The organism is Mitsuaria sp. GD03876 (genome assembly GCF_029840635.1).
In the GTDB taxonomy this organism is placed as follows: Bacteria; Pseudomonadota; Gammaproteobacteria; order Burkholderiales; family Burkholderiaceae_C; genus Roseateles.
Genome location: NZ_JAOCCU010000007.1, coordinates 15,893 through 37,541, shown reverse-complemented (window position 1 = coordinate 37,541; position 21,649 = coordinate 15,893). Strand labels below are relative to the sequence as shown.

Sequence of the window (21,649 nt, the reverse complement as noted above, 5' to 3'; positions counted from 1 at the left end):
CCGCGGCGCGTCAGGCCTTGGCCGCCGGCGCGCCCGCGCCGGGCATCTCTTCGAGCAGGTAGCCCAGGCCGCGCACCGTGCGCAGCTGCAGCCCGGCGGGCTCGATCTTGGCGCGCAGGCGCGAGACGCAGACCTCGATCGCGTTGTCGCTGACGCCCTGCTCCCAGCCGTTGCTGGCCGAGGCGATCTGCTCCTTGGCCACGACCTTGCCGGCGCGCGCCAGCAGGAAGCCCAGCACGTCCCATTCGCGCGCGGACAGCGCCAGCGGTTCCTCGGCGATGTAGGCGCGTCGCGCCTCCAGGTCCATGCGCAGCGAGGACAGCCGCAGCTCGTTGCCGGTGCGCGCCTGGCTGCGGCGCACCAGCGCACGGGCCCGCGCGATCAGCTCGCTCAGCGCGAAGGGCTTGACCAGGTAGTCGTCGGCGCCGCCCTCCAGGCCGCGCACGCGGTCCTCGACCGCGTCGCGCGCGGTCAGGAGCAGCACCGGCGTCGTGCTGCCCTGCGCGCGCACGCGCCGCAACGTCTCGAAGCCGTCGATGCCGGCCAGGCCGATGTCCAGGATCAGCAGGTCGTAACGGTCCTCCCGCAGCGACAGCGGAACGGGCTCGCCGCGGGCGCTGACATCCACGACCCAGGACTGCGAGCGCAGCGCCCGGGCGGTGGATTCCGCCAGGAACTCATCGTCTTCGACCAGGAGGATTCGCATGGGGCGGCAGCATAAGCCTTGGGCCTTTCGCCGGCCAATCGGCGACCTGTCAGAAACCTGAGCGCAAAGGCGGCGACAGGTTTCCGACAGCTTCGCGTCAAGTCCGCAACAGCGAGCTTGGCCAGACTGCCGCCCATGCTCAAACCCGTTCCCTCGCCGTCCCCGGCATCCGCGACGCCGGAGTCGCCGGCGGCGCTCGATCCCCGCCCCGCGGTGCTGCTGCTGCACGGCCTGTGCGCCAACCCGCTGGAAATGATGCCGCTGGCGCGCTCGCTGCGCGAGGCCGGCTACGTCGTGGAAGCGCCCGCGCTGGACGGCTATGGCGTCGCGCCGCCGCTGGCGGGCCAGCCCCGCGCCCCGGGACGCCGCCGGGTGCCGGCGTTCGAGCGCTGGGTCGAGATGGCCGCCGCGCATTTCGACGCGCTGGCCGCCCGGCACGCGCGCGTCGCCGTGGGCGGACTGTCGATGGGCTCGGTGCTGGCGCTGGCCCTGGCGCTGGAGCGCCCCGCCGCGGCGCTGATGCTGCTGTCGACCAGCCTGCATTTCGACGGCTGGAACGTCTCGCCCTGGCGCCGGCTGCTGCCGCTGGCCTACGTGCCGCCGCTGCGGCAGTGGCTGGCCTTCCGCGAGACGCCGCCCTACGGCATCAAGAACGAGCGGCTGCGGGAGTGGGTGGCGCAGGCGATGACCTCGGACCAGGTCTCCGCGGCCGGCGCCGACCGGCTGCCGGCGGCGTCGCTGCACCAGGCCTCGCGCCTGATCCGCCACGTGCGTGCGCGTCTTCACGAGATCGACACGCCGGCCGTCGTGTTGCATGCTAGCGAGGATGACGTCAGCGGTCCGCGCTCCGTGCTGGAACTGCAGCGCCGCCTGGGGACCACCCCGGAGGTGCACTGGTTCCATCACAGCTATCACATGCTGACGCTCGATAACGAACGCGGCGCCGTCACGCAGGCAGCCCGTCAATTCCTGCTGCGCCAGGTGCCCGTCGCGCACCCGGCCGAACGCTTTGTCATTTCCCCCGCGACCGAGGACCTCCGCCATGAGCAACACGCTTGAAGAACTGCGCCGTCTGGCCTGCCACGACCTGGGCATGAAGGACGACGAACTGAAGAACGACGTCACGTTCGCCGAACTGGGCCTCGATTCGCTGATGCTGGTCGACTTCATGTTCGCGGTGGAGGACAAGTTCCTGATCGAGATCGACCACGAGACGGCGATGAAGCAGCCGACGATCGCCGGCCTGGCCGCGATCGTGGACGAGCAGCTGGCCGCCAAGGGCGCCGGAGGCGGCACGGCCGCGCCGGTGGCCGCCTGACGGGCGCCGCGCGCATGAGCGTGGAAGCGGTATGGATCACCGGCATCGGCGCGTGCAGCGCGCTCGGCCCGGACGCGGGCTCGCTCGCGGACGCGCTGGCGCAGGGGCGCTCGGGGATCGCGCTGCAGCCGGGCGAACCGACGCGCGGCGTGCCGCCGTTCGCGGCGGCGGCGGTGACCGAGCCGCTGGGCCAGGACATGCCGCCGGCGCAGCGCAACCTGCACGACCGGCACAGCCTGATGGCGCTGCAGGCGGCGCGCGAGGCCTGGACGCAATCCGGCCTGCCGGCGACGTCCGTGGCGCCGGAGCGCTCGGCCATCGCCTGGGGCACCGGGCTGGGCGGGTCCAACGCGCTGCAGCAGTCCTACACCGAGCACCTGACCAAGACGCCGCCGCGCATCCATCCGTACTCGGTGGTGCGGGTGATGAGCAACTCGGCCGCGTCGCACCTGGCGATGAAGTACGGGTTGAAGGCGGCGATGCTGACGATCTCCAATGCCTGCGCCTCGTCGGCGCAGGCGATCGGCGAGGCGCTGATGCTGCTGCGCCACGGCCGGGCGGACATGGCGCTGGTGGGCGGCTCGGAGGCGATGCTGAACCCGGGGTCGGTGGGCGCCTGGATGGCGATGGGCGTGATGGCGCCGGCGGATCCGGAGGATCCCTCGCGCAGCTGCCGGCCGTTCGACGATGCCCGCAAGGGCCTGGTGCTGGGCGAAGGCGCCGCGGCGCTGGTGCTCGAGACGGCATCCCACGCCCGCGCACGCGGCGCCACGGCGCTTGCCGTGCTGGCCGGCTACGGGCATAGCGTCGACGCGGTGCACCTGTCGCGGCCCGACGCCGACGGGCAGGAGCGCGCGCTGCGGGCGGCGCTGAAGGACGCGGGGATCGAGCCGGCGGAGGTCGGCTACGTGAACGCGCACGGCACGGCGACCGATGTCGGCGACGCGGTCGAGGCCGAATCGCTGGCGCGGGTGTTCGGCCCGCGCGGCGTGCCGGTGAGCGCGACCAAGGCGCTGCACGGCCACCTGATCGGCGCGGGCGGCGCGCTGGAGCTGGTCGCCTGCGTGCAGGCGTTGCGCCGCGGCGAGCTGCCGCCCAGCGCCCATGTGCGCGCCAGCGCGCTCGAGGAGATCGCCGACGTGATCCGCGAACCGCGGCCGTTCGACCCGTCCAAGGCGATGGTCAGCAACTCCTTCGCGTTCGGCGGGAGCAACGTGTCACTGGTAATCAAGTCGGCCGACTGACCTTCAACTTGGTCGGAAGCGACCATCCCGGCATCAATGCATCATTCCCGAAACAGTAGCGTATAAACTACTGTCTCGGGGTGCTTCGCATTGCCCGCTCCTCATCCTTCATGCATTGGTGGTCACGCCTGCGTGATGGGCGAGCGCGTGCACTGATCACCTCCCGCATTGACCGCATGGCTTTCGGCCATCTGGGCGATGCGAAGAGCGTCGGCGAAGGAATCAGCGAGCTGCGGATCCACTACGGTCCGGGCTACCGCGTCTATTTCAAGCAGCACGGCGACACCCTGGTTGTCCTGCTCTGTGCGGGGGACAAAAGCACGCAGTCTGCGGATATCAGGACCGCAGCGCGTTTGGCGCAACAGTGGAGCTATGAAGATGGCTGAAAAGTTCTCTCCCTTCGACCCCGCCGAGATGCTCTCGTCAGAAGAAGAGATTGCGATCTACCTGGACGAAGCGTTGAAGACGAACGACGCGGCCTATGTCGCCCATGCCCTGGGCGTGGTCGCGCGTGCAAAGGGCATGAAGACCGTTGCCGCGCAGACCGGCCTGTCGCGCGAACACCTCTATCGCTCTTGCAGTGCCAGCGGCAATCCAACGCTGAAGACGCTGCTGGCGGTGCTCAGCGCGGTGGGCGTCGAACTCACGACGCGCCCCGCGACGGCTCACTGAGCCCCCATCTCCCGCTTCAACTCGAACCGCTCCAGCAAGGTCGCCAGCTCCGCCGCGGAGCGCAGGCCGAGCTTGGTGAACGCCCGCGCGCGGTGGACCTCCACCGTGCGGATCGCGATGCCCAGTTCGTCGGCGACCTGCTTGTTGAGCTTGCCCGCCGCCACCAGCACCGCCACCTCGCGCTCCCGGTCGGTCAGGCTCGCCAGCTTGCCGGCCACGTCCGCGTGCGCGCGGGACTCGCGCCAGCGGTGGATGTCCAGCGCGATCGCGCGCTGCACCTTGTTCACCAGCGCCTGGTCGTTGAACGGCTTCTCCACGAAGTCGATCGCGCCCTTCTGCATCGCGTCCACCGCCATCGGGATGTCGCCATGCCCGCTCAGGAAGATCACCGGCAGCGGCACGCCGCGCGCGATCAGCTCGTCGTGCACCTGCAACCCCGACAGCGGCTCCATCCGCACATCCAGCACGATGCAGCCGTGCGGCTCGATCGCGCGGTCCAGCGCCTCGAACAACGCCGGCCCGCTCGCGTGCGGCTCGACCCGCAAGCCGTGCGAGCGCATCAGGAAGGCCAGCGCGTCCCGCACCGCCGCCTCGTCGTCCACCAAGTGGACCGTCGCCTGTGGGTCGCTCATCGCGCGCCCTCCTTGTTGGAATCGATCGGCGCCGCGCACAGCGGCAGCGTGAAGCTGATCCTCGCGCCGCCCAGCGCGCCCGCGCCGGCCTCCATGCCGCCGTGGTGCGCCTCGATCACCGATCGGCAGATCGCCAGCCCCATGCCCATGCCCTCGGCCTTGGTCGAATAGAACGCCGTCGTCAGCTGGTCGATGCCGCGTCCCTGCAGCCCCGGCCCGTTGTCGTCCACGTCCACCCGCACGAAACGCTCGCCGACGCGCTGCGCCCCGATCCGCACCGCCGGCGCCGGCCGGCCGTGCAACTCGTCCAGCGCGTTGCGGACCAGGTTGATCAGCACCTGCTCGATCAGCACCGCGTCGGCCTGCACCTCGGGCAGCTCGGGCGGCAACGCGATGTCGACGCGCACGCCCTTCAGGTCGCGCTTGAGCAGCGCCAGCACCCGTGCCACCAGTTCCGGCACCGCGCAGCGCTCGGGCTGCGGCGCGCGCCGCGTCAGGAAGGCCCGGATGCGCTGCACGATGCGCCCGGCCTCCTGCGCCTGCTCGCCCAGCCGGCGCAGCGCCTCCATGACGATGTCGTCGTCCGGATGCCCGGCCCGTTCCAGCGATCGCAGCGCGCCCGCGTTGTAGCCGGCGATCGCCGCCAGCGGCTGGTTGAGCTGGTGCGCCAGCGCCGAGGCCACCTCGCCCAGCGTGCTCAGCCGCGCCTGGTGCGCCAGCGCCTCGGTGCGGCGGCGCTCGCGGTCCTCGGCCAGCTTGCGCGCGCTGATGTCGACGATCGAGCCCATCCACCCGATCTGCAGGCCGTTGGCGTCCACCAGCGGCGCCTCGAAGATCATCACGTCCAGCACGCTGCCGTCGCGGTGCATCCAGCGCGCCTCGTAGCCCTCGCGCGGCGCGCCGCCGGCCATGTTGCGGCGGTGCCGGCGCAGGCTGTCCTCCATCTCGTCGGGCAGCCAGTACGGCATCGGCGGCAGGCGCCCCAGCAGCTCGTCCGCGCCGTAGCCCACCAGGTCGCAGAACGCGCGGTTCACATGCGTCAGCCGGCCGTCCAGGTCGCGCCCGCGCAGGCCCACCGTCAGCGAGTCCTCGACCGCGCGCCGCCAGGCGGCCTCGGTGCGGGCCTCGCCCTCGGCGCGGCGCACCTCGCGCATCTGCCGCCGCAGCATCGCGCTGGCCAGCGCCGACAGCAGGATGAACACGCCCATCAACGCCGCCGCCAGCGTGTACCACCACGGCCGGTGCGGCACCCGGGTGTTGAGTTCCAGCCAGGTCTCGCGCATCGCCGGATCGACGCTGACGCGGTAGCTCTGCGTGTCCGGCAACGCGAGCGCGTCGCCGGTCTGCGCCAGCCGCTGGCCCAGGCCGTCGACCAGGCGCACGTCGTACTTCTGGGAGAGCCACCACGGCAGCGTCTGGCGCAGCAGCGCGCTCGGCGCGAAGCGCACCACCAGCCGCCCGCCCTGCGGCCGCGGCGCGCTCCAGTGCGCGGTCAATCCGCCCTCGTCCAGGCTGACGCCGCTGCGCTCGCGCTGCGGCGCGACCGTCTGCGGCACCTGCTGCGGCACATGCGCGATGACGCGGTTGTTGGCGTCCAGCACCGTCACGCTGACCCACAGCCGCCGCAGCCCGTCGACCACGGTGCGGTGCCGCAGCAGCGCGTTGTCGTCGACGTCGCCCGGCAGCTGCTGCGCGAGCCGGTCCACCGCCGCGTGCTCCGCGTTGAGCCAGTCCGAGATCCGCGCCTCCAGCGACAGCGCGTCGGCGATCAGCGTCAGCCGTTCCTCCTCGAGGTCGCGCATGTCGCTCAGGCGCAGCCACGCGCCGACCGACGCGGCGAAGGCCAGCGCCAGCAGCAGCGGCAAGGCCCAGCTCGCGCGCTTGACCAGGTGGAGGAGACGTCGGGGCACGGCCATGGCGGCAGTCTAGGCGCTGGTCGCACGGCCCGCCGGGCCCCGTGCGCTGCGTGTTCCCCCAATGTGGAAGTCCACAACTGGTCGCGCCAGGACCGGATTTCCACAATCCGCTCCATTCCGGCCACCCGCGCCCCTCGCGAGCGGACCGGCATCCCGAGAACACCAGGAGACCCCATGTCCGCCACCTTCCCCCGCCGCGTGCTGCTGGCCGCGGCCCTCGCCGTCGCCGGCCTCGGCGCCACGACCAGCGCCTTCGCGCAGGCGCCGATCGTGATCAAGCTCAGCCACGTCGTCGCCCCCGACACGCCCAAGGGCAAGGGCGCGCAGCGCTTCAAGGAACTGGCGGAAGAGCGCAGCAAGGGCCGGCTCAAGGTCGAGGTCTATCCCAACAGCCAGCTCTACAAGGACAAGGAAGAGCTCGAGGCGCTGCAGCTCGGCTCGGTGCAGATGCTGGCGCCGTCGCTGGCCAAGTTCGGGCCGCTGGGCGTGAAGGAGTTCGAGGTCTTCGACCTGCCCTTCCTGTTCAAGGACGACGCGTCGTTCCGCAACACCACCAACACGCTGGGCATGGAGCTGTTCAAGAAGCTCGAGCCCAAGGGCATCAAGGGCCTTGCCTTCTGGGACAACGGCTTCCACATCATGAGCGCCAACAAGCCGCTGCACCACGTGGCGGACTTCAAGGGCCTGAAGATGCGCATCCAGTCGTCCAAGGTGCTGGACGCGCAGATGCGCGCGCTGGGCGCGATCCCGCAGGTGATGGCCTTCTCCGAGCTGTACCAGGCGCTGCAGTCGGGCGTGGTCGACGGCACCGAGGGCGTGCCGTCCAACTTCTACACGCAGAAGACCTACGAGGTGCAGAAGCACACGACCCTGAGCAACCACGGCCACCTGGCCTACGCGCTGATCATCAACAAGAAGTTCTACGACGGCCTGCCCGCCGACCTCAAGGCGGTGGTGGACAGCAGCGTCAAGGACGCCACCACCTACGCCAACGCGATCGCGCAGACCGAGAACCAGCAGGCGCTGGAGAAGATCAAGGCCAGCGGCAAGACCACGATCTACACGCTGACGCCGGCCGAGACCAACGAGTGGAAGCTGGCGCTGATGCCGGTCCACAAGGAGATGGAAGGCCGCGTCGGCAAGGGCACGGTCGAGGCCGCCTACAAGGCCGCCGGCTTCGTCCCGCCGACCAAGTAAGCCGCTCCCCGCTTTCCTGAGACGTCGCCGCTCGCCGGCGACCTTGCATGCCGCGCCGGCCCACGGCGGCGCGGCATTTCTTTCGTCCGTACCTTGCGTCGGACTCACTCCCGAGGAGATCGCCATGTCGCTGAGATGGCTCGATCGATTGGAGGAAAGCCTCATCGCCTTCCTCATGGGCGCGGCGACGCTGGTCATCGCGATGGCGGTGCTGCACCGCTTCCTGGCCGGCGTGCCGCACCTGCAGGACGCGATCATCCGCATCGACGTCAGCTGGGCGCAGGAGCTGTGCATCTACATGTTCGTGTGGATGGCCAAGTTCGGCGCGGCCTACGGCGTGCGGGCCGGCACCCACGTCGGCGTGGACGTGCTGGTGCGCAAGCTCAAGCCCGGTCACGCGAAGTACCTGGTGATCTTCAGCCTGCTGGCCGGCGCGGTGTTCACCGCCACCATCGGCACGCTGGGCGCGACCTTCGTCTGGGAGAACGGCGCGCACTACGCGTTCACGCACGCGCTGGGCATCGACAACCCCGACCTGTTCGAGGGCCCGACCTCGCCGGACCTGGAGATCCCGACCTGGATCGCCTACTCCTGCGTGCCGCTGGGGTCCTACCTGATGTGCTTCCGCTTCCTGCAGGTGTGCTGGCATTTCATCCGCACCGGCGAGGCGCCGCACGCGGACCACGGCCATGTCGAGGGCATCGAGGACGACGTGGCGGCCGCCGCGTCGGCCAAGACCGCCGAGGAAGCGCTCAAGTCCTCGAAGGGAGATCGCGCATGAACACGCTGATCATCTTCTCGCTGCTGGTGGTGCTGATGCTCACCGGCATGCCGATCTCGATCTCGCTGGGCCTGACGGTCCTGACCTACCTCTTCACGATGACCAACGTGCCGATCGAATCGGTCGCGTTGAAGCTGTTCACCGGCATCGAGAAGTTCGAGATCATGGCCGTGCCGTTCTTCATCCTGGCCGGCAATTTCCTGACCCATGGCGGCGTGGCGCGGCGGATCATCCATTTCGCCACGACGATGATCGGCCACTGGTACGGCGGCCTGGGCCTGGCGGGCGTGCTGGCCTGCGCGATGTTCGCGGCGATCTCCGGCTCGTCGGTCGCGACGGTGGTGGCGGTGGGCTCGATCATCCTGCCGGCGATGACCAAGCAGGGTTACCCGAAGCAGTTCGGGGCGGGGGTGATCACGACGTCCGGGGCGTTGGGCATCCTGTTCCCGCCGTCGATCAACCTGGTGATGTTCTCGATCGCGACGGCCGGCATGTCGGCCACCGGCCCGAACGGCGAGGTCGTCGGCACCGCGTCGGTCGGCCAGCTGTTCATGGCGGGTGTCGTGCCTGGCGTGTGCCTGTCGCTGCTGCTGGGCCTGACCACCTGGTACCGCGCCAAGAAGTACGACTACCCGCGCATGGTCAAGGCCACCTGGGGCGAGCGCTTCAAGGCCTTCCGCGACAGCTTCTGGGGCCTGATGCTGATCGTCGTCGTCATCGGCGGCATCTACAGCGGCAAGTTCACGCCGACCGAGGCGGCGGCGGTGGCGGCGGTGTACGCCTTCATCATCTCGGTCTTCGTCTACAAGGACATGGGCCTGAAGGACGTGCCCAAGGTGCTGCTGAAGGCCGCGGCGATGAGCTCGATGCTGCTGTACATCATCACCAACGCGGTGCTGTTCAGCTTCCTGATGGCCTCGGAGCAGATCCCGCAGACGATGGCGGCGTGGATGTCGGCGCAGGGCTTCGGGCTGTTCGTCTTCCTGCTGCTGGTCAACCTGATCCTGCTGGGCGCGGGCAACTTCATGGACCCGGCGGCCATCGTGCTGATCATGGCGCCCATCCTGTTCCCGGTCGCGGCCAAGCTCGGCGTCGATCCGGTGCACCTGGGCATCCTGATGGCGGTGAACATGGAAGTCGGCCTGTGCCACCCGCCGGTGGGGCTCAACCTCTACGTGGCATCGGGCATCACCAAGATGGGGATCACCGAGCTCACCGTCGCGGTGTGGCCGTGGCTGCTGACGATGCTGGGCTTCCTGCTCGTCGTCACCTACTGGCCGGCGCTGTCGCTGGCGTTGCCGAGGGCGCTCGGGTTGGTGGGATGACCCCATGAAGAAAAAGGGCCCCGCGGCGACATGCCGCGGGGCCCTTTTCGCTTGTCGGGTCAGACCCCGCCGCGGTAGCTGCCCGCCTCGGCCGACAGGCCCGCCTTCACGCTGCGCGTCAGCTCGTCGGCATAGACCTCGTCGCGGCCGTTGGCCACGGCGTCCAGCACCTGCCTGGCCACGTCCAGCGGATCGGCCTTCGGCGCGTCCAGGCGCGCGGTCATGTCCGTGTCCATGAAGCCCACGTGCAGCGCGACGACCGACGTGCCCTGCCCCTTCAGCTCCTGCCGCAGGCCGTTGGTCACCGACCAGGTCGCCGCCTTCGACACGCTATAGGTCGCCGCGCCCGTCAGGTTCAGCCAGCTCAGCACCGACAGCACGTTCACCACCGCGCCGCCGCCGTTTTCCTTGAGCGCCGGCGCGAACGCCCGCGTCAGCGCCAGCGGACCGACGACGTTCGTCTCGAATTCATCCCGCAGCGCGGACAAGGCGTTGTCGCCCAGCAGCGGCGTGCCGCGCGAGATGCCCGCGTTGTTGATCAGCAGCGTGACGTCGCCCGCCGCGCGCACCGCGGCGTCGATCTGGTCGGGCTGGTTCACGTCCAGCTTCACCGGCACGACGCCGGGCAGGTCGATCGTCGACGGGTCGCGCGCGGCGGCGTAGATCTTCTTCACGCCCGCGGCCTGCAGCGCCTTGACGAAGCTCTTGCCCAGCCCGCGGTTGGCGCCGGTGACGAAGGCGACGGTGTTCTTGAGGTCCATGGTGTTTCCTTGAGGGATGAAAGCGGCCGATGACGATCGACCTGAGGTTTTCTAAGGTTCCTTGAGGGAGTCCGCGACAGCCAATGCGCGGTCAGACCCGCTCGAGCACCGTGGCGATGCCCTGCCCGCCGCCGATGCACTGCGTCGCGACGGCATAACGGCCGCCGGTGCGTCGCAGCAGCGCTGCGGCCTTGCCGGTGATGCGCGCGCCGGTCGCGCCCAGCGGATGGCCGATCGCCAGCCCGCCGCCGTCCAGGTTGACGCGCGCCGGATCCAGGCCCAGGTCGCGGATGCAGGCCAGCGCCTGCGACGAGAAGGCCTCGTTGAGTTCGACCACGTCGATCTGGCCCGCCCACAGCCCCGCGCGCTTGAGCGCCAGTTGCGTCGCCGGCACCGGGCCGATGCCCATCACCGCCGGATCCACGCCGACGCTGGCGAAGCTGACGACGCGCGCCAGCGGCGCCAGGCCATGGCGTTGCGCGAAGTCCTCCGTGCAGACCAGCACCACCGACGCGCCATCGGTCAGCGGCGACGACGTCCCCGCCGTGACCACGCCGTCCGGCCGGAACGCCGGCTTCAGCCCGGCCAGCGCCTCCAGCGTCGTGCCGGGACGGATGCAGCCGTCCTCGGCCACCGTCTCGCCGGCGGCATTGAGCACCGGCACGATCTCGTCGCGCAGCAGGCCGTCGGCGCGCGCCGCCGCCGCCTTGCGGTGCGAGGCCAGCGCGAACGCCTCCTGGTCCGCCCGGCTGACCTGCCAGCGCTCGGCGACGTTCTCGGCCGTGTCGCCCATCGAGATGTAGGCGTCCGTGTCCGCCTGCAGCGCCGGATGCGGCGAGAAGTTGAAGCCGCCCTGCGGCACGAAGCTCATCGACTCGACGCCGACGCACAGGTAGGCCTCGCCGATCCCCGCCTCCAGGTTGGCCGCGGCGATGTGCACCGCCTGCATCGACGAGCCGCAGAAGCGGTTGACCGTCATGCCGGGCACGCTGTGCGGCAGGCCCGCCAGCAACCCGACGATGCGCGCCAGGTTGTTGCCCTGCGCGGCCTCGGGATAGGCGCAGCCGAGGATCACGTCCTCGATGTCCGCGCCCGCGATGCCGGTGCGGGCCAGCAGCCCGCGCACGGCCTGCGCGGCCAGGTCGTCCGGCCGCGTCTGGGCCAGCGCCCCCTTCTTCGCGAAGGTGAACGGCGTGCGGGCATAGGCGGCGATCAGCGCTTTCATTCGGATCTCCTTGGAGCGTTTTCAATGTTGCTCGACATGAATAATGTAATGTCGACCGTCATCGAAACGGCGCTGGGTCCGCGACTTGCCCCTGTCGGCGGCAGGGATGTCCCGTCCTAAACTGCGTCCTTCCCGTCGCCGGAGCCCGCGTCGAATGCCCAAGATGCCGCGTCGCCAGAAGCACCGCCTCCCCCGTTGGAGAGAAGGAACGATCGGTCTGTCGCTGCTGGCGTGCGCCGCCTGGCTGGGCGGCTGCTCGAAGGAACCGCCGCCGGCCTGGTCCGGGTACGCGGAGGGCGATCCGGTCTACGTCGCGGCGCCGGTCGCCGGCCAGTTGATGGCGCTGGCGGTGCAGCGCGGCGACACCGTCGAGGCTGGCGCGCCGCTGTTCCGCATCGACGCGACGCCGACCGGCGCCGCCCGCGCCGAGGCCGATGCCCGCTTGGCCGCCGCCCGCGCCGAGCAGGCCGACGCCGCCAAGGGCCGCCGTCCGGACGAGATCGCGATGAGCCGCGCCCAGCTGGCGCAGGCGCGCGCGCAGTCGGCGCTGGCCGACTCGGACCTGGCGCGGCAGCAACAGCTGATCGGCCAGGGCTTCATTTCCGCCTCGCGCCTCGACGACGCCCGCGCCGCGGCCGCGCAGGCGCGCCAGCGGGTGCATGAACTCGAATCCTCGCTGCGCGTGGCCGAGCTGCCGGCGCGCGCCGACCAGCAGGCCGCCGCGCGCGCGAACGCGGCCGCGGCGTCGGCCGCGCTCGAGCAGCAGCAATGGCGCGAATCGCAGACCCGGCAGGCCGCGCCCGCTGCCGGCCTGGTCGACGACACCTTCTATCGCGTCGGCGAGTACGTGAACGCCGGCCAGCCGGTCGTGTCGCTGCTGCCGCCGGCGCAGCGCAAGGCGCGCTTCTACGTGCCGGAGCCGGAACTGGCGTCGCTGCGGCAGGGCCAGTCGGTGCAATTGAGCTGCGACGGCTGCGGCGCGCCGATCGCCGCGCGCGTCAGCTACATCTCGCCGCAGCCGGAGTACACGCCGCCGGTGATCTATTCCAACAGCCAGCGCGCGCGGCTGGTGTTCCTGGTCGAGGCGCGGCCCGAGCCGTCGCAGGCGCTGCGGCTGCATCCAGGCCAGCCGCTGGAAGTACGACCCATCGTGTCGACCGACGCCGCGTCGTCCTCGCCCTCCTCGGCGCCGCCGACCGCTTCGCCCACGGCACCGGCCTCGACCGCGCCGTCCGCTGCAACCACCGCGCCGGTCGCCTCGACCGCCCGTCCATGAGCGAGGTCGCCATCGACGTCCGCGGCCTGACCAAGCGCTATGGCCGCCGGACCGTGGTGGACCACGTCGACTTGCAGCTCGGACGCGGCCGGATCTGCGGCTTCCTCGGCCCCAACGGCAGCGGCAAGACGACGACGATCCGCATGCTCTGCGGCCTGCTGACGCCCGACGAGGGCGAAGGCACCTGCCTGGGCCTCGACATGCGCAAGCAGGCCGGCGAGATCAAGCGCCAGGTCGGCTACATGACGCAGCGCTTCGGGCTGTACGAGGACCTGTCGATCCGGCAGAACCTGGACTTCATCGCGCGCTTGTTCGAGCTCGACGCGCGGGCGCGCCGCGTCGACGAGGCGCTCGACCGGCTGGGACTGAAGTCCCGCCAGGACCAGCTCGCCGGCGCGCTGTCGGGCGGCTGGAAGCAGCGCCTGGCGCTGGCCGCCTGCCTGCTGCACGACCCGAAGCTGCTGCTGCTGGACGAGCCGACGGCCGGCGTCGATCCGAAGGCGCGCCGCGACTTCTGGGACGAGATCCACCGGCTGGCCGCCGACGGCATCACCGTGCTGGTGTCGACGCATTACATGGATGAGGCCGAGCGGTGCCACGAGCTGGCCTACATCGCCTACGGCAAGCTGCTCGCGCGCGGCACGCAACGCGAGATCATCGACCAGGCCGGCCTGACGGTCTGGGCGCTGCACGCGGACGACCCGCAGCAGCTGACCGAGGCGTCGACCGCGCTCAACGGCGCGCCGGGGGTGCTCAGCGTCGCCGCGTTCGGCAACAGCCTGCATGTCGCCGGGCAGGACGAGGCCCCGCTGGAACAGGCGATCGCGCCGTTCCGCGAGCGACCTGGACTGCGCTGGGACCGCGCCGAGGCCAACCTCGAGGACGTGTTCATCAGCCTGATCAGCCGCAGCCCCGACAACTTCGAGGACGCGCCGAAGACCCCTGTGCCACCGCCAGGGCCCCCTCCCTCGCAACCATCGTCATCGTCGTCTTCGTCGCCCCGGCCCGAGGCGCCCGACGAGGAGAGACCGCGATGACCGGGCAACCCGCCACCCGTCCCTCCCGCTTCAGCTTGGCGCGGGTGCTGGCGATCTTCATCAAGGAGGTCCAGCAGATGCTGCGCGACCGGCCGACCTTCGCGATGGCGGTGGGCGTGCCGATCCTGCAGCTGCTGCTGTTCGGGTACGCGATCAACACCGATCCCAAGGGGCTGCCGACGGCCGTCGTCACGCAGGATCGCGGGCCGATGGCGCGCAGCCTGGTCGCGGCGCTGGAGCAGAGCGGCTATTTCCGCGTCCAGGCCCGCCCGGCCTCGGAACGCGATGGCGACGCGATGGTCGAGGACGGCGAGGTGCAGTTCCTGATCGTCATCCCGCCCGACTTCACCCGCCGCGTGGTGCGCGGCGAGCAGCCGGCCGTGCTGGTCAGCGTCGACGCCACCGACCCGTCCGCGTCGAGCAACGCGCTGGCGGCGCTGGCGCAGCTCGGCGCGCAGGCGTTGCGGCGCGATCTCGTCGGGCCCGTGGGACCCGCCGCGGCGGCGGCGGCCGCCGGCGCCACGGAGGGGGCGGCGCTGCCCGGCGCCTCGTCGACGATGCCCTTCGAATGGCGCATCCATCGGCGCTACAACCCGGAGGGGCTGTCCCGCTACAACATCGTCCCGGGCCTGATCGGCACGATCCTGACGATGACGATGGTGATGCTGACCGGCCTGGCCATGACCCGCGAGCGCGAGCGCGGCACGATGGAGAACCTGCTGGCGACGCCGGTGCGGCCGCTGGAAGTGATGATCGGCAAGATCCTCCCCTACATCGTGCTGGGCTACGTGCAGCTGGGCGTCATCCTGCTGGCCGCGGCGCTGCTGTTCCAGATCCCGATGGCAGGCAGCTTCACGCTGCTGCTGGCGATGATCGGCGTGTTCATGCTGGCCAACCTGGCGGTGGGCTTCACCTTCTCGACGCTGGCGAAGAACCAGCTGCAGGCGCTGCAGGCGACGTTCTTCTTCTTTCTGCCGTCGATGCTGCTGTCGGGCTTCATGTTCCCGTTCCGCGGCATGCCGCGCTGGGCGCAGGCGATCGGCGAGGCGCTGCCGCTGACCCACTTCCTGCGCATCGTGCGGGGGATCATGCTCAAGGGGACCTCGTTCGGGCAGCTCGTGCCGGAGCTGTGGCCGATGCTCGTGTTCCTGCTGGTGGCCGGGACGATCGCGTTGATGCGATATCGGCAAACCCTGGACTGAGGCGCGCCTCGGAGGCCCCATGCCCACGGGGAACTCCCAATCCCAGCTTCAGCCGCGCTTCAGGCCGGCTTCAGGACGCCTTCAGCGCCGCCGCGCACCGTGAGGACTCGCGGTTTGGAGGCTGGAGGACAGCATGGGACACCCCTCGCGGAAGACATGGCGGCGGGTCGGCGCGCTCGTCGCGCTCGGATGGGCGGGCATCGCCGCGGCGGCGCCACCGGCGGCTGCATCGCCCCTTCCACCAGCCGTGAACACGGCCATTGCGGCCAGAGCCGGTGCCGGTGTCGGCGCAGCCGCCTCGGCGTCCGACGTGGTGGCAGCCGAGTCGGTTGCGACCGAGGCCGCACCGACCGACCTCGCGTCACGCCGCCCGCTGGCGCTGCAGGCCTCGCTGGCCGCGTTGCGCGCGCGGCTGCGGCCGGACGCCGGCCCCGCGCCGGGCCAAGGCGAGCGCGGCGTGATGCTGCATCGCGGGTTGGACCTGCGGGTCGTCGAGCTGCCACGCGAAGGCGCGCCCATCGGCCCGCCGCCCAAGCGCGCGCATCACGCGCTCAGCATCGGCATGGAAGGACCGAAGCAGATGCTGCGCGGCCTGGGCCTCGACGCGACCGAGTGCGCGGGGCGCTTCCGCATGCCGTCCAAGCTCGGCCGCAAGAGCGACGGCAGCGCGCAGGTCGACATCACCGCCCAGTTGGGCATGGCCTGCAAGTTCTGAGGACTGGCACGCTCCCACCCTCACCCCGGCCCTCTCCCGCCCCGCGGGAGAGGGAGAGGAAGAAAGGGAGAGGAAGAAGGGGAGAGGGAGAGGGGTTGGGGGTGAGGGTCTTCGCGTCAGGCGTAAAGCGTCGCGCGGCCGTCGCGGACGAAGCCGGCGAGGCGCAGCCCGCAGGCCGTCGCGGTGCGGATCGCCAGGTGCGTCGGCGCGCTGACCGCCGCCAGCATCGGCATGCCGGCCAGCGCCGCCTTCTGGACCATCTCGAAGCTCGCGCGGCTGGTCACCGCGGCGAATCCCGCCGACGCGTCGATGCCGCCCTTGGCCATCGCGCCGATCAGCTTGTCCAGCGCGTTGTGGCGGCCGACGTCCTCGCGCACCAGCGCGACCTCACCGTCGGGCCGGCACCAGGCCGCCGCGTGGATGCCGCCGGTGCGCTGCTGCAGCGGCTGCGCCGCGGCGAGCTCCCGCATCGCGCGCGACAGCGCCGGCACCAGCCGCTGCGGATCGTCCAGGCCCGCCGGCAGCGGCGGCACCGGCCGCTGCGGTGGACGGAAGACCTGGTCCAGGTTGTCGGTGCCGCACAGCCCGCAGCCGGTCCGGCCGGCCATGCTGCGGCGGCGTTCCTTGAGCAGTGCCTCGCAGCGCGCGGTCACCCGCAGCTGCAACGCGACGCCGTTCGACCGCGTCCGGACCTCGACATCGAGCAGGTCCGCCGGCGACGCCAGCAGCCCCTCGGTCAGCGAGAAGCCGAGCGCGAAGTCCTCGAGATCCAGCGGCGTCGCCAGCATCACCGCGTGCGACAGCCCGTTGTACTCGAGCGCGATCGGCACCTCCTCGGCGACGAACTCCTCGTCGGACGCGCGCGTAGCGCCGAGCCGCTCGGGCCGCACCGCGACCAGCGCGGACGGCAGCGGCGCGTCGTCGGCGCCATCGCCGGCGCCATCGGGCAGGTCGCAGACCGTCATGCGGTGGGCTCCTCGCCGGCGGGCCTTCCCGGCCTTCCCGGCGTTCCCGGCGTTCCTGGCCCTCCCGGCCACTCGCGGGCGATCATTCGGCCGACTCCTCGTCGCCGCGCCCGGCCGGCGTGATCCGCGCGATCCAGCGGCCATCCCCGTCGACCTGCAGGCGCACCCAGCCGGGTCCCTGCGCGTCGCCGACGCGGGCCTCGCTCATCAGCGTGTAGAGCCGCAGCAGCACGCTCACCCGCAGCCCCGTGCGCTTGGCCAGCCGCGGCAGCGAGACACCGTTGCCGCCGTCCAGCTCCGCCAGCGTCTCCAGCGCGAAACGCGCCTGCGCGGCCATGTCGCCGTCGTCGCCCTCCTCCTGGAGGTCGTCGGCGGCGGGCGCGTCGGCGCGGTTCATGCGGCCAGGCTCAGGCCTGCGCGCCCGCGATCGAGCGCGCCTGGTCCTGCGGCAGCGGCGCGTCCTGCTCGCGCAGGGTCAGCACCACCGGGATGGACTTCGACGTCGGCGTGCCGGCGCCGATGGACACGCTGCTCAGCGGCACCAGCGCGTTCGTCTCCGGGAAGTAGCTGGCCAGGCAGCCGCGCGGGATGTCGTACTCGATCAGCACGAACTTCTCGGCGCGGCGCGTGTCGCCGTCGCTGTAGACGCTGGTGAGGTCGACCCACTGGCCGGCCTTCATGCCGATCTGCTTGAGGTCGTCCTTGTGGATGAAGACCACACGGCGATGGCCCCAGACGCCGCGGTAGCGGTCGTCCATGCCGTAGATCGTGGTGTTGTACTGGTCGTGCGAACGCACCGTCGCCAGGTTGAACACCACCGTCTTGTGCTCCCGCGCCCGCGCCTGCGCCAGGTGGAAGGGCGTGTCGGTCGGCAGCGCGTGGGCGACGAAGTTGGCCTTGCCGGTCGGCGTGTTCCAGACCCGCTCCGACGCGGTGTTGCGCAGCCGGAAACCGCCGGGCTGCTTGATCTTCTCGTTGAAGTCCTTGAAGTCGTCGAAGACCGCTTCGATCTTGTCGCGGATGCGCGAATAGTCCTCGACCAGCCACAGCCACGGCGTCTTGGAACGGCCCTTCAGCGTCGCGGCCGCGAGCCGCGCCACGATCATCGGCTCCGACAGCAGGTGCTCCGACGCCGGCGCGTTCATGCCGCTGGAGATGTGGACCATGCTCATCGAGTCCTCGACCGTCACGCCCTGCGGGCCGGCGGCCTGCATGTCGATCTCGGTGCGGCCCAGGCAGGGCAGCACCAGCGCCTGCCGGCCGTGGATCGTGTGGCTGCGGTTGAACTTGGTGGTGACGTGCACCGTCAGCTCGGTGTTGCGCAGCGCGCGCCAGGTGGCCAGCGTGTCCGGCGTCGCCGCGGCGAAGTTGCCGCCCAGCGCGAAGAACACCTTGCCCTTGCCGTCCAGCATCGCCTGGATGGCCTCGACCGTGCCGTAGCCGTTCTCGCGCGGCGGCTCGAAACCGAAGACCTGGCCCAGCCGGTCCAGCAGCGCCTTGGGCGGCTTCTCGTAGATGCCCATCGTGCGGTCGCCCTGCACGTTGGAATGGCCGCGCACCGGGCAGGCGCCCGCGCCTTCGCGGCCCAGGTTGCCGCGCAGCATCAGCAGCGCGGCGATGTGCTGGATCGTCGCCACCGAGTGCTGGTGCTGGGTGATGCCCATGCCCCAGCAGATGATCACGCGCTTGGCCTGCGCGTACAGGTCGCCGGCGGCGCACAGCCGCTCCTGCGACAGGCCGGACTCGGCCTCCAGCGCCTCCCAGGACTCGGCGCGGATGCTGGCCTCGAATGCCTCGAAGCCATGGGTGTGCTCGGCGATGAAGCCGAGGTCGAGCACCCGCTCCCCGCCCGCGGCGACGGCCGCGTCGTCCAGCTCGAAGACGCGCTTGCACAGCGCCTTCATGACGGCCATGTCGCCGCCGATGCGCAGCTGGAAGTAGTGCGTGGAGATCGGCGTGCTGCCCAGCGTCGCCATCTCCATCTTGTCCTGCGGATCGGCGAAGCGCTCCAGGCCGCGCTCGCGCAGCGGGTTGAAGCTGACGATCTTGCAGCCGCGCTTGGATGCCTCGCGCAACTCGCCCAGCATGCGCGGGTGGTTGGTGCCCGGGTTCTGGCCGAAGATGAAGATCGCGTCCGCCTGCTCGAAGTCGTGCAGCGTCACCGTGCCCTTGCCGATGCCGATCGTCGGCTTCAGGCCCTGGCCGCTGGGCTCGTGGCACATGTTCGAGCAGTCGGGGAAGTTGTTGGTGCCGAACTCGCGCACGAACAGCTGGTAGAGGAACGCGGCCTCGTTGCTGGCGCGTCCCGAGGTGTAGAAGATCGCCTCGTTGGGGTCCTGCAGCGCGTTGAGCTCGCCGGCGACCAGCGCGAAGGCGTCGTCCCAGGAGATCGGCACGTAGCGGTCGCTCGGGGCGTCGTAGACCAGCGGCTCGGTGATGCGGCCCAGGTTCTCGAGGTCGAAGTCGGACCACTCGGCCAGCGCGCTGACGGTGTGCCCGCCCAGCACCTCGGCGGTGGCGCGGTGCGAGGTCGCCTCGGCGGCGATCGCCTTGGCGCCGTTCTCGCAGAACTCGAAGGTCGAGCGGTGATCCCGGTCCGGCCAGGCGCAGCCCGGGCAGTCGAAGCCGTCCGGCTGGTTGGCCGACAGCAGCGTCTTGGCGCCCTTGACCGCGATGCCCTGCTGCTGCAGCGTCCTGGCCACGCTCTTCAGCGCGCCCCAGCCGCCCGCCGGGCCCTTGTAGAAGTGGATCTTTTGCTCGCTCATCGAGTCCTCCGGAATCGTTCTGTCCGTCCGGTCCTCGCCCAACGGGGAGGTCAGAAAACGGAGTCGCCCCGTGGACGTCGTGCAACGACGGCCGCCGGGGCGAGGGTCATGCTAGCCGGTCGGGCGTTTCCGCGCCGGCCGGCGGACAAGCGGTCAAGCTCAGTTGAAGAACTTGGCCACGGTCAGCAGCGTCTTGTAGATGCCCCAGGCCAGCGGGATGCCGACGGCCAGCCAGGCCAGCGCGACCAGCGCCGCCGGCGTCGCCTTGCCGGCGCCCGGGCCGCTGCCCACTTCGCTGGCGGCGGCCTTCTCGTGGGCCAGCTTCTTCTCGACGGCCAGTTCGGCGTCGGTCATGAAGTGCTTGTCGGCCACCGGGCGGATCAGCAGGTTGGCGATCAGGCCGATCACCAGCATGCCCACCAGCACGTACATGGTCTGGTTGTAGACCTGCTCGCGCGGGATGCCCAGGCCCAGCTGGTATTCACGCATGTAGCCGATCACCACCGGGCCCAGGATGCCCGCGGTCGCCCAGGCGGTCAGCAGCCGGCCGTGGATCGCGCCCACGAACTGCGTGCCGAAGAGGTCGCCCAGGTAGGCCGGCACGGTGGCGAAGCCGCCGCCGTACATCGACAGGATCACGCAGACCGCGCCCACGAAGGCCAGCTTGTGGCCCGCGGCGGCGCTGCTCGGCAGGCTGGCGTACAGCAGGCCGCCCAGCACGAAGAACACGGTGTAGGTCAGCTTGCGACCCAGCTTGTCCGACAGAGACGCCCACACGAAGCGGCCGCCGATGTTGAACAGGCTCAGCAGCGCGGCGAAACCGCCGGCGATCGCCGCGATGGCGGCCAGCTGCGTCTTGTCGAGCTCGGCGAACTTGGCCGACACGCCGATCAGCGAGCCGCCGAAGATCTCCTGCAGCATCGGGCTGGCCATGCCGATCACGCCGATGCCGGCGGACACGTTCATGCACAGCGCGACCCACACCAGCCAGAACTGCGGGATGCCCCAGACCTTCTTCACGTGCACGTGGCGCTGCGTGATCATGGCGTTGTTGACCTGCGCCGCGGGCGGGGTCCAGCCTTCGGGCTTCCAGCCGCTGGGCGGCACGCGGTAGCCGAGCGCGCCGGCGACCATGAACACGAAGTACACCAGCGCCATCACGACGAAGGTCTGCGTCACGCCCGGGTCGGTCGGGGTGGCGAAGCGCTTCATCAGCTCGACCGCCAGCGGCGAACCGATCATCGCGCCGCCGCCGAAGCCCATGATCGCCATGCCGGTGGCCATGCCGCGACGGTCCGGGAACCACTTGATCAGCGTGGACACGGGCGAGATGTAGCCCAGTCCCAGGCCGATGCCGCCGATCACGCCGGAGCCCAGGATCATCATCCAGAACTGGTGGGTGTGGATGCCGACCGCGGAGATCAGCATGCCGCCGCACCAGCACAGCGCCGACACCAGGCCCGCCTTGCGGGGACCGGCGCGTTCCAGCCAGCCGCCCCAGATCGCGGCGGCGCAGCCCAGGAACACGAAGAACAGCGTGTACATCCAGCCCAGCGTCGCGACGCTCCAGTCGCACTCGGTGGTGAACAGCTGGGCGAAGAAACTCACGTCCTTGCCGCACGCGGCGCCGGTGCCGGCCGTCTGCAGCATCTTGGACAGCGGCAGCCAGAACACCGAGAAGCCGTAGGCCATCCCGATGCACAGGTGAATGGCCAGCGCGCTCGGCGGCACCAGCCAGCGGTTGAAGCCAGGAGCGGCGATGGTGCGCTCCTTGTCCAGCCAGCTCGAGCCAGCGGATCCGACGTTCGCGTCGGTCAGCACAGTAGACATGGGTCCTCCTCAATCAATGGGTAGCGGCCGCGTCGAGCCGTTAGGGCTCGCTTACTTGTTTCGCGTTGAAATTTCTGGCGCA

21 protein-coding genes are annotated in these 21,649 nt (G+C 70.6%); 12 read left to right on the top strand and 9 right to left on the bottom strand.

What is annotated here, in order from left to right; all coding sequences use genetic code 11:
- Nucleotides 1-10: 10 nt before the first annotated feature.
- Nucleotides 11-706, bottom strand: coding sequence for a response regulator transcription factor (locus N5D62_RS06320; protein WP_279756807.1), 696 nt, complete (start codon nt 704-706; stop codon nt 11-13).
- 135 nt (nt 707-841) lie between these two features.
- On the opposite strand from N5D62_RS06320, the gene N5D62_RS06315 reads away from it, so the two are divergent.
- From N5D62_RS06315 to N5D62_RS06295, 5 genes are all read left to right on the top strand, one after another.
- Nucleotides 842-1,765 (top strand): alpha/beta fold hydrolase, encoded by a 924-nt coding sequence (locus N5D62_RS06315; protein ID WP_279756806.1) that lies wholly within the window; start codon nt 842-844, stop codon nt 1,763-1,765.
- A complete protein-coding gene (locus N5D62_RS06310; protein WP_279756805.1) occupies nt 1,749-2,024 on the top strand; it encodes an acyl carrier protein in 276 nt (91 codons plus the stop codon). Before N5D62_RS06315 ends, N5D62_RS06310 begins: the two co-directional genes overlap by 17 nt.
- Nucleotides 2,025-2,038: 14 nt before the next feature.
- Nucleotides 2,039-3,268 carry a beta-ketoacyl-[acyl-carrier-protein] synthase family protein gene (locus N5D62_RS06305; RefSeq protein WP_279756804.1) on the top strand — a complete coding sequence of 410 codons (1,230 nt, stop codon included), beginning with the start codon at nt 2,039-2,041 and terminating at the stop codon, nt 3,266-3,268.
- A gap of 80 nt (nt 3,269-3,348) precedes the next feature.
- On the top strand, nt 3,349-3,654 hold the full coding sequence (locus N5D62_RS06300) for a type II toxin-antitoxin system RelE/ParE family toxin (protein WP_279756803.1): 306 nt from the start codon (nt 3,349-3,351) through the stop codon (nt 3,652-3,654).
- Entirely contained in the window at nt 3,647-3,940 is a 294-nt protein-coding gene (locus N5D62_RS06295) for an addiction module antidote protein (protein ID WP_279756802.1), read from the top strand. Before N5D62_RS06300 ends, N5D62_RS06295 begins: the two co-directional genes overlap by 8 nt.
- Here the strand turns inward: N5D62_RS06295 and N5D62_RS06290 are convergent.
- Nucleotides 3,934-4,572, bottom strand: a complete 639-nt coding sequence (locus N5D62_RS06290; RefSeq protein ID WP_279756801.1) for a response regulator — start codon at nt 4,570-4,572, stop codon at nt 3,934-3,936. The two genes, N5D62_RS06295 and N5D62_RS06290, sit on opposite strands and share 7 nt — an antisense overlap.
- Nucleotides 4,569-6,488 carry a PAS domain S-box protein gene (locus tag N5D62_RS06285; protein ID WP_279756800.1) on the bottom strand — a complete coding sequence of 640 codons (1,920 nt, stop codon included), beginning with the start codon at nt 6,486-6,488 and terminating at the stop codon, nt 4,569-4,571. Before N5D62_RS06285 ends, N5D62_RS06290 begins: the two co-directional genes overlap by 4 nt.
- A 174-nt stretch (nt 6,489-6,662) precedes the next feature.
- Here N5D62_RS06285 and N5D62_RS06280 point away from each other — a divergent pair, with 174 nt between their 5' ends.
- The 3 genes from N5D62_RS06280 to N5D62_RS06270 all read left to right on the top strand — a co-directional run bounded on the left by N5D62_RS06280 (nt 6,663) and on the right by N5D62_RS06270 (nt 9,791).
- On the top strand, nt 6,663-7,685 hold the full coding sequence (locus N5D62_RS06280; protein ID WP_279756799.1) for a TRAP transporter substrate-binding protein: 1,023 nt from the start codon (nt 6,663-6,665) through the stop codon (nt 7,683-7,685).
- Between the two features lie 130 nt (nt 7,686-7,815).
- Complete coding sequence (locus N5D62_RS06275) at nt 7,816-8,466, top strand: TRAP transporter small permease (protein ID WP_279756893.1); 651 nt, start codon at nt 7,816-7,818, stop codon at nt 8,464-8,466.
- Nucleotides 8,463-9,791 carry a TRAP transporter large permease subunit gene (locus N5D62_RS06270; RefSeq protein WP_279756798.1) on the top strand — a complete coding sequence of 443 codons (1,329 nt, stop codon included), beginning with the start codon at nt 8,463-8,465 and terminating at the stop codon, nt 9,789-9,791. Before N5D62_RS06275 ends, N5D62_RS06270 begins: the two co-directional genes overlap by 4 nt.
- Nucleotides 9,792-9,850: 59 nt before the next feature.
- Here the strand turns inward: N5D62_RS06270 and N5D62_RS06265 are convergent, their stop codons facing one another.
- On the bottom strand, nt 9,851-10,552 hold the full coding sequence (locus N5D62_RS06265; protein WP_279756797.1) for an SDR family oxidoreductase: 702 nt from the start codon (nt 10,550-10,552) through the stop codon (nt 9,851-9,853).
- Between the two features lie 91 nt (nt 10,553-10,643).
- Nucleotides 10,644-11,777, bottom strand: a complete 1,134-nt coding sequence (locus N5D62_RS06260) for a thiolase family protein (protein ID WP_279756796.1) — start codon at nt 11,775-11,777, stop codon at nt 10,644-10,646.
- A 154-nt stretch (nt 11,778-11,931) separates the two neighbouring features.
- On the opposite strand from N5D62_RS06260, the gene N5D62_RS06255 reads away from it, so the two are divergent.
- From N5D62_RS06255 to N5D62_RS06240, 4 genes are all read left to right on the top strand, one after another.
- Nucleotides 11,932-13,053 carry an HlyD family efflux transporter periplasmic adaptor subunit gene (locus N5D62_RS06255; RefSeq protein WP_279756795.1) on the top strand — a complete coding sequence of 374 codons (1,122 nt, stop codon included), beginning with the start codon at nt 11,932-11,934 and terminating at the stop codon, nt 13,051-13,053.
- Nucleotides 13,050-14,090 (top strand): ABC transporter ATP-binding protein, encoded by a 1,041-nt coding sequence (locus tag N5D62_RS06250; RefSeq protein ID WP_279756794.1) that lies wholly within the window; start codon nt 13,050-13,052, stop codon nt 14,088-14,090. The genes N5D62_RS06255 and N5D62_RS06250 overlap by 4 nt, the downstream gene beginning before the upstream one ends.
- Complete coding sequence (locus N5D62_RS06245) at nt 14,087-15,292, top strand: ABC transporter permease (RefSeq protein ID WP_279756793.1); 1,206 nt, start codon at nt 14,087-14,089, stop codon at nt 15,290-15,292. The genes N5D62_RS06250 and N5D62_RS06245 overlap by 4 nt, the downstream gene beginning before the upstream one ends.
- A gap of 310 nt (nt 15,293-15,602) precedes the next feature.
- Nucleotides 15,603-16,007 carry a hypothetical protein gene (locus N5D62_RS06240; protein WP_279756792.1) on the top strand — a complete coding sequence of 135 codons (405 nt, stop codon included), beginning with the start codon at nt 15,603-15,605 and terminating at the stop codon, nt 16,005-16,007.
- A 116-nt stretch (nt 16,008-16,123) separates the two neighbouring features.
- Here N5D62_RS06240 and fdhD read toward each other — a convergent pair whose 3' ends face one another.
- From fdhD to N5D62_RS06220, 4 genes are all read right to left on the bottom strand, one after another.
- Nucleotides 16,124-16,972, bottom strand: coding sequence for a formate dehydrogenase accessory sulfurtransferase FdhD (gene fdhD, locus N5D62_RS06235; protein ID WP_279756791.1), 849 nt, complete (start codon nt 16,970-16,972; stop codon nt 16,124-16,126).
- Between the two features lie 82 nt (nt 16,973-17,054).
- A complete protein-coding gene (locus tag N5D62_RS06230) occupies nt 17,055-17,369 on the bottom strand; it encodes a hypothetical protein (protein ID WP_279756790.1) in 315 nt (104 codons plus the stop codon).
- A gap of 10 nt (nt 17,370-17,379) precedes the next feature.
- Entirely contained in the window at nt 17,380-19,737 is a 2,358-nt protein-coding gene (locus N5D62_RS06225) for an FdhF/YdeP family oxidoreductase (protein WP_279756789.1), read from the bottom strand.
- 159 nt (nt 19,738-19,896) lie between these two features.
- On the bottom strand, nt 19,897-21,567 hold the full coding sequence (locus N5D62_RS06220) for an OFA family MFS transporter (protein ID WP_279756788.1): 1,671 nt from the start codon (nt 21,565-21,567) through the stop codon (nt 19,897-19,899).
- Between the last annotated feature and the right edge of the window lie 82 nt (nt 21,568-21,649).

Bases quoted from the DNA above. Each gene is read 5' to 3' on its own strand.
- N5D62_RS06320 (WP_279756807.1), bottom strand. From the start codon at position 706: ATGCGAATCCTCCTGGTCGAAGACGATGAGTTCCTGGCGGAATCCACC.
- N5D62_RS06315 (WP_279756806.1), top strand. From the start codon at position 842: ATGCTCAAACCCGTTCCCTCGCCGTCCCCGGCATCCGCGACGCCGGAG.
- N5D62_RS06310 (WP_279756805.1), top strand. From the start codon at position 1,749: ATGAGCAACACGCTTGAAGAACTGCGCCGTCTGGCCTGCCACGACCTG.
- N5D62_RS06305 (WP_279756804.1), top strand. From the start codon at position 2,039: ATGAGCGTGGAAGCGGTATGGATCACCGGCATCGGCGCGTGCAGCGCG.
- N5D62_RS06295 (WP_279756802.1), top strand. From the start codon at position 3,647: ATGGCTGAAAAGTTCTCTCCCTTCGACCCCGCCGAGATGCTCTCGTCA.
- N5D62_RS06290 (WP_279756801.1), bottom strand. From the start codon at position 4,572: ATGAGCGACCCACAGGCGACGGTCCACTTGGTGGACGACGAGGCGGCG.
- N5D62_RS06285 (WP_279756800.1), bottom strand. From the start codon at position 6,488: ATGGCCGTGCCCCGACGTCTCCTCCACCTGGTCAAGCGCGCGAGCTGG.
- N5D62_RS06280 (WP_279756799.1), top strand. From the start codon at position 6,663: ATGTCCGCCACCTTCCCCCGCCGCGTGCTGCTGGCCGCGGCCCTCGCC.
- N5D62_RS06270 (WP_279756798.1), top strand. From the start codon at position 8,463: ATGAACACGCTGATCATCTTCTCGCTGCTGGTGGTGCTGATGCTCACC.
- N5D62_RS06265 (WP_279756797.1), bottom strand. From the start codon at position 10,552: ATGGACCTCAAGAACACCGTCGCCTTCGTCACCGGCGCCAACCGCGGG.
- N5D62_RS06260 (WP_279756796.1), bottom strand. From the start codon at position 11,777: ATGAAAGCGCTGATCGCCGCCTATGCCCGCACGCCGTTCACCTTCGCG.
- N5D62_RS06255 (WP_279756795.1), top strand. From the start codon at position 11,932: ATGCCCAAGATGCCGCGTCGCCAGAAGCACCGCCTCCCCCGTTGGAGA.
- N5D62_RS06250 (WP_279756794.1), top strand. From the start codon at position 13,050: ATGAGCGAGGTCGCCATCGACGTCCGCGGCCTGACCAAGCGCTATGGC.
- N5D62_RS06245 (WP_279756793.1), top strand. From the start codon at position 14,087: ATGACCGGGCAACCCGCCACCCGTCCCTCCCGCTTCAGCTTGGCGCGG.
- fdhD (WP_279756791.1), bottom strand. From the start codon at position 16,972: ATGACGGTCTGCGACCTGCCCGATGGCGCCGGCGATGGCGCCGACGAC.
- N5D62_RS06230 (WP_279756790.1), bottom strand. From the start codon at position 17,369: ATGAACCGCGCCGACGCGCCCGCCGCCGACGACCTCCAGGAGGAGGGC.
- N5D62_RS06225 (WP_279756789.1), bottom strand. From the start codon at position 19,737: ATGAGCGAGCAAAAGATCCACTTCTACAAGGGCCCGGCGGGCGGCTGG.
- N5D62_RS06220 (WP_279756788.1), bottom strand. From the start codon at position 21,567: ATGTCTACTGTGCTGACCGACGCGAACGTCGGATCCGCTGGCTCGAGC.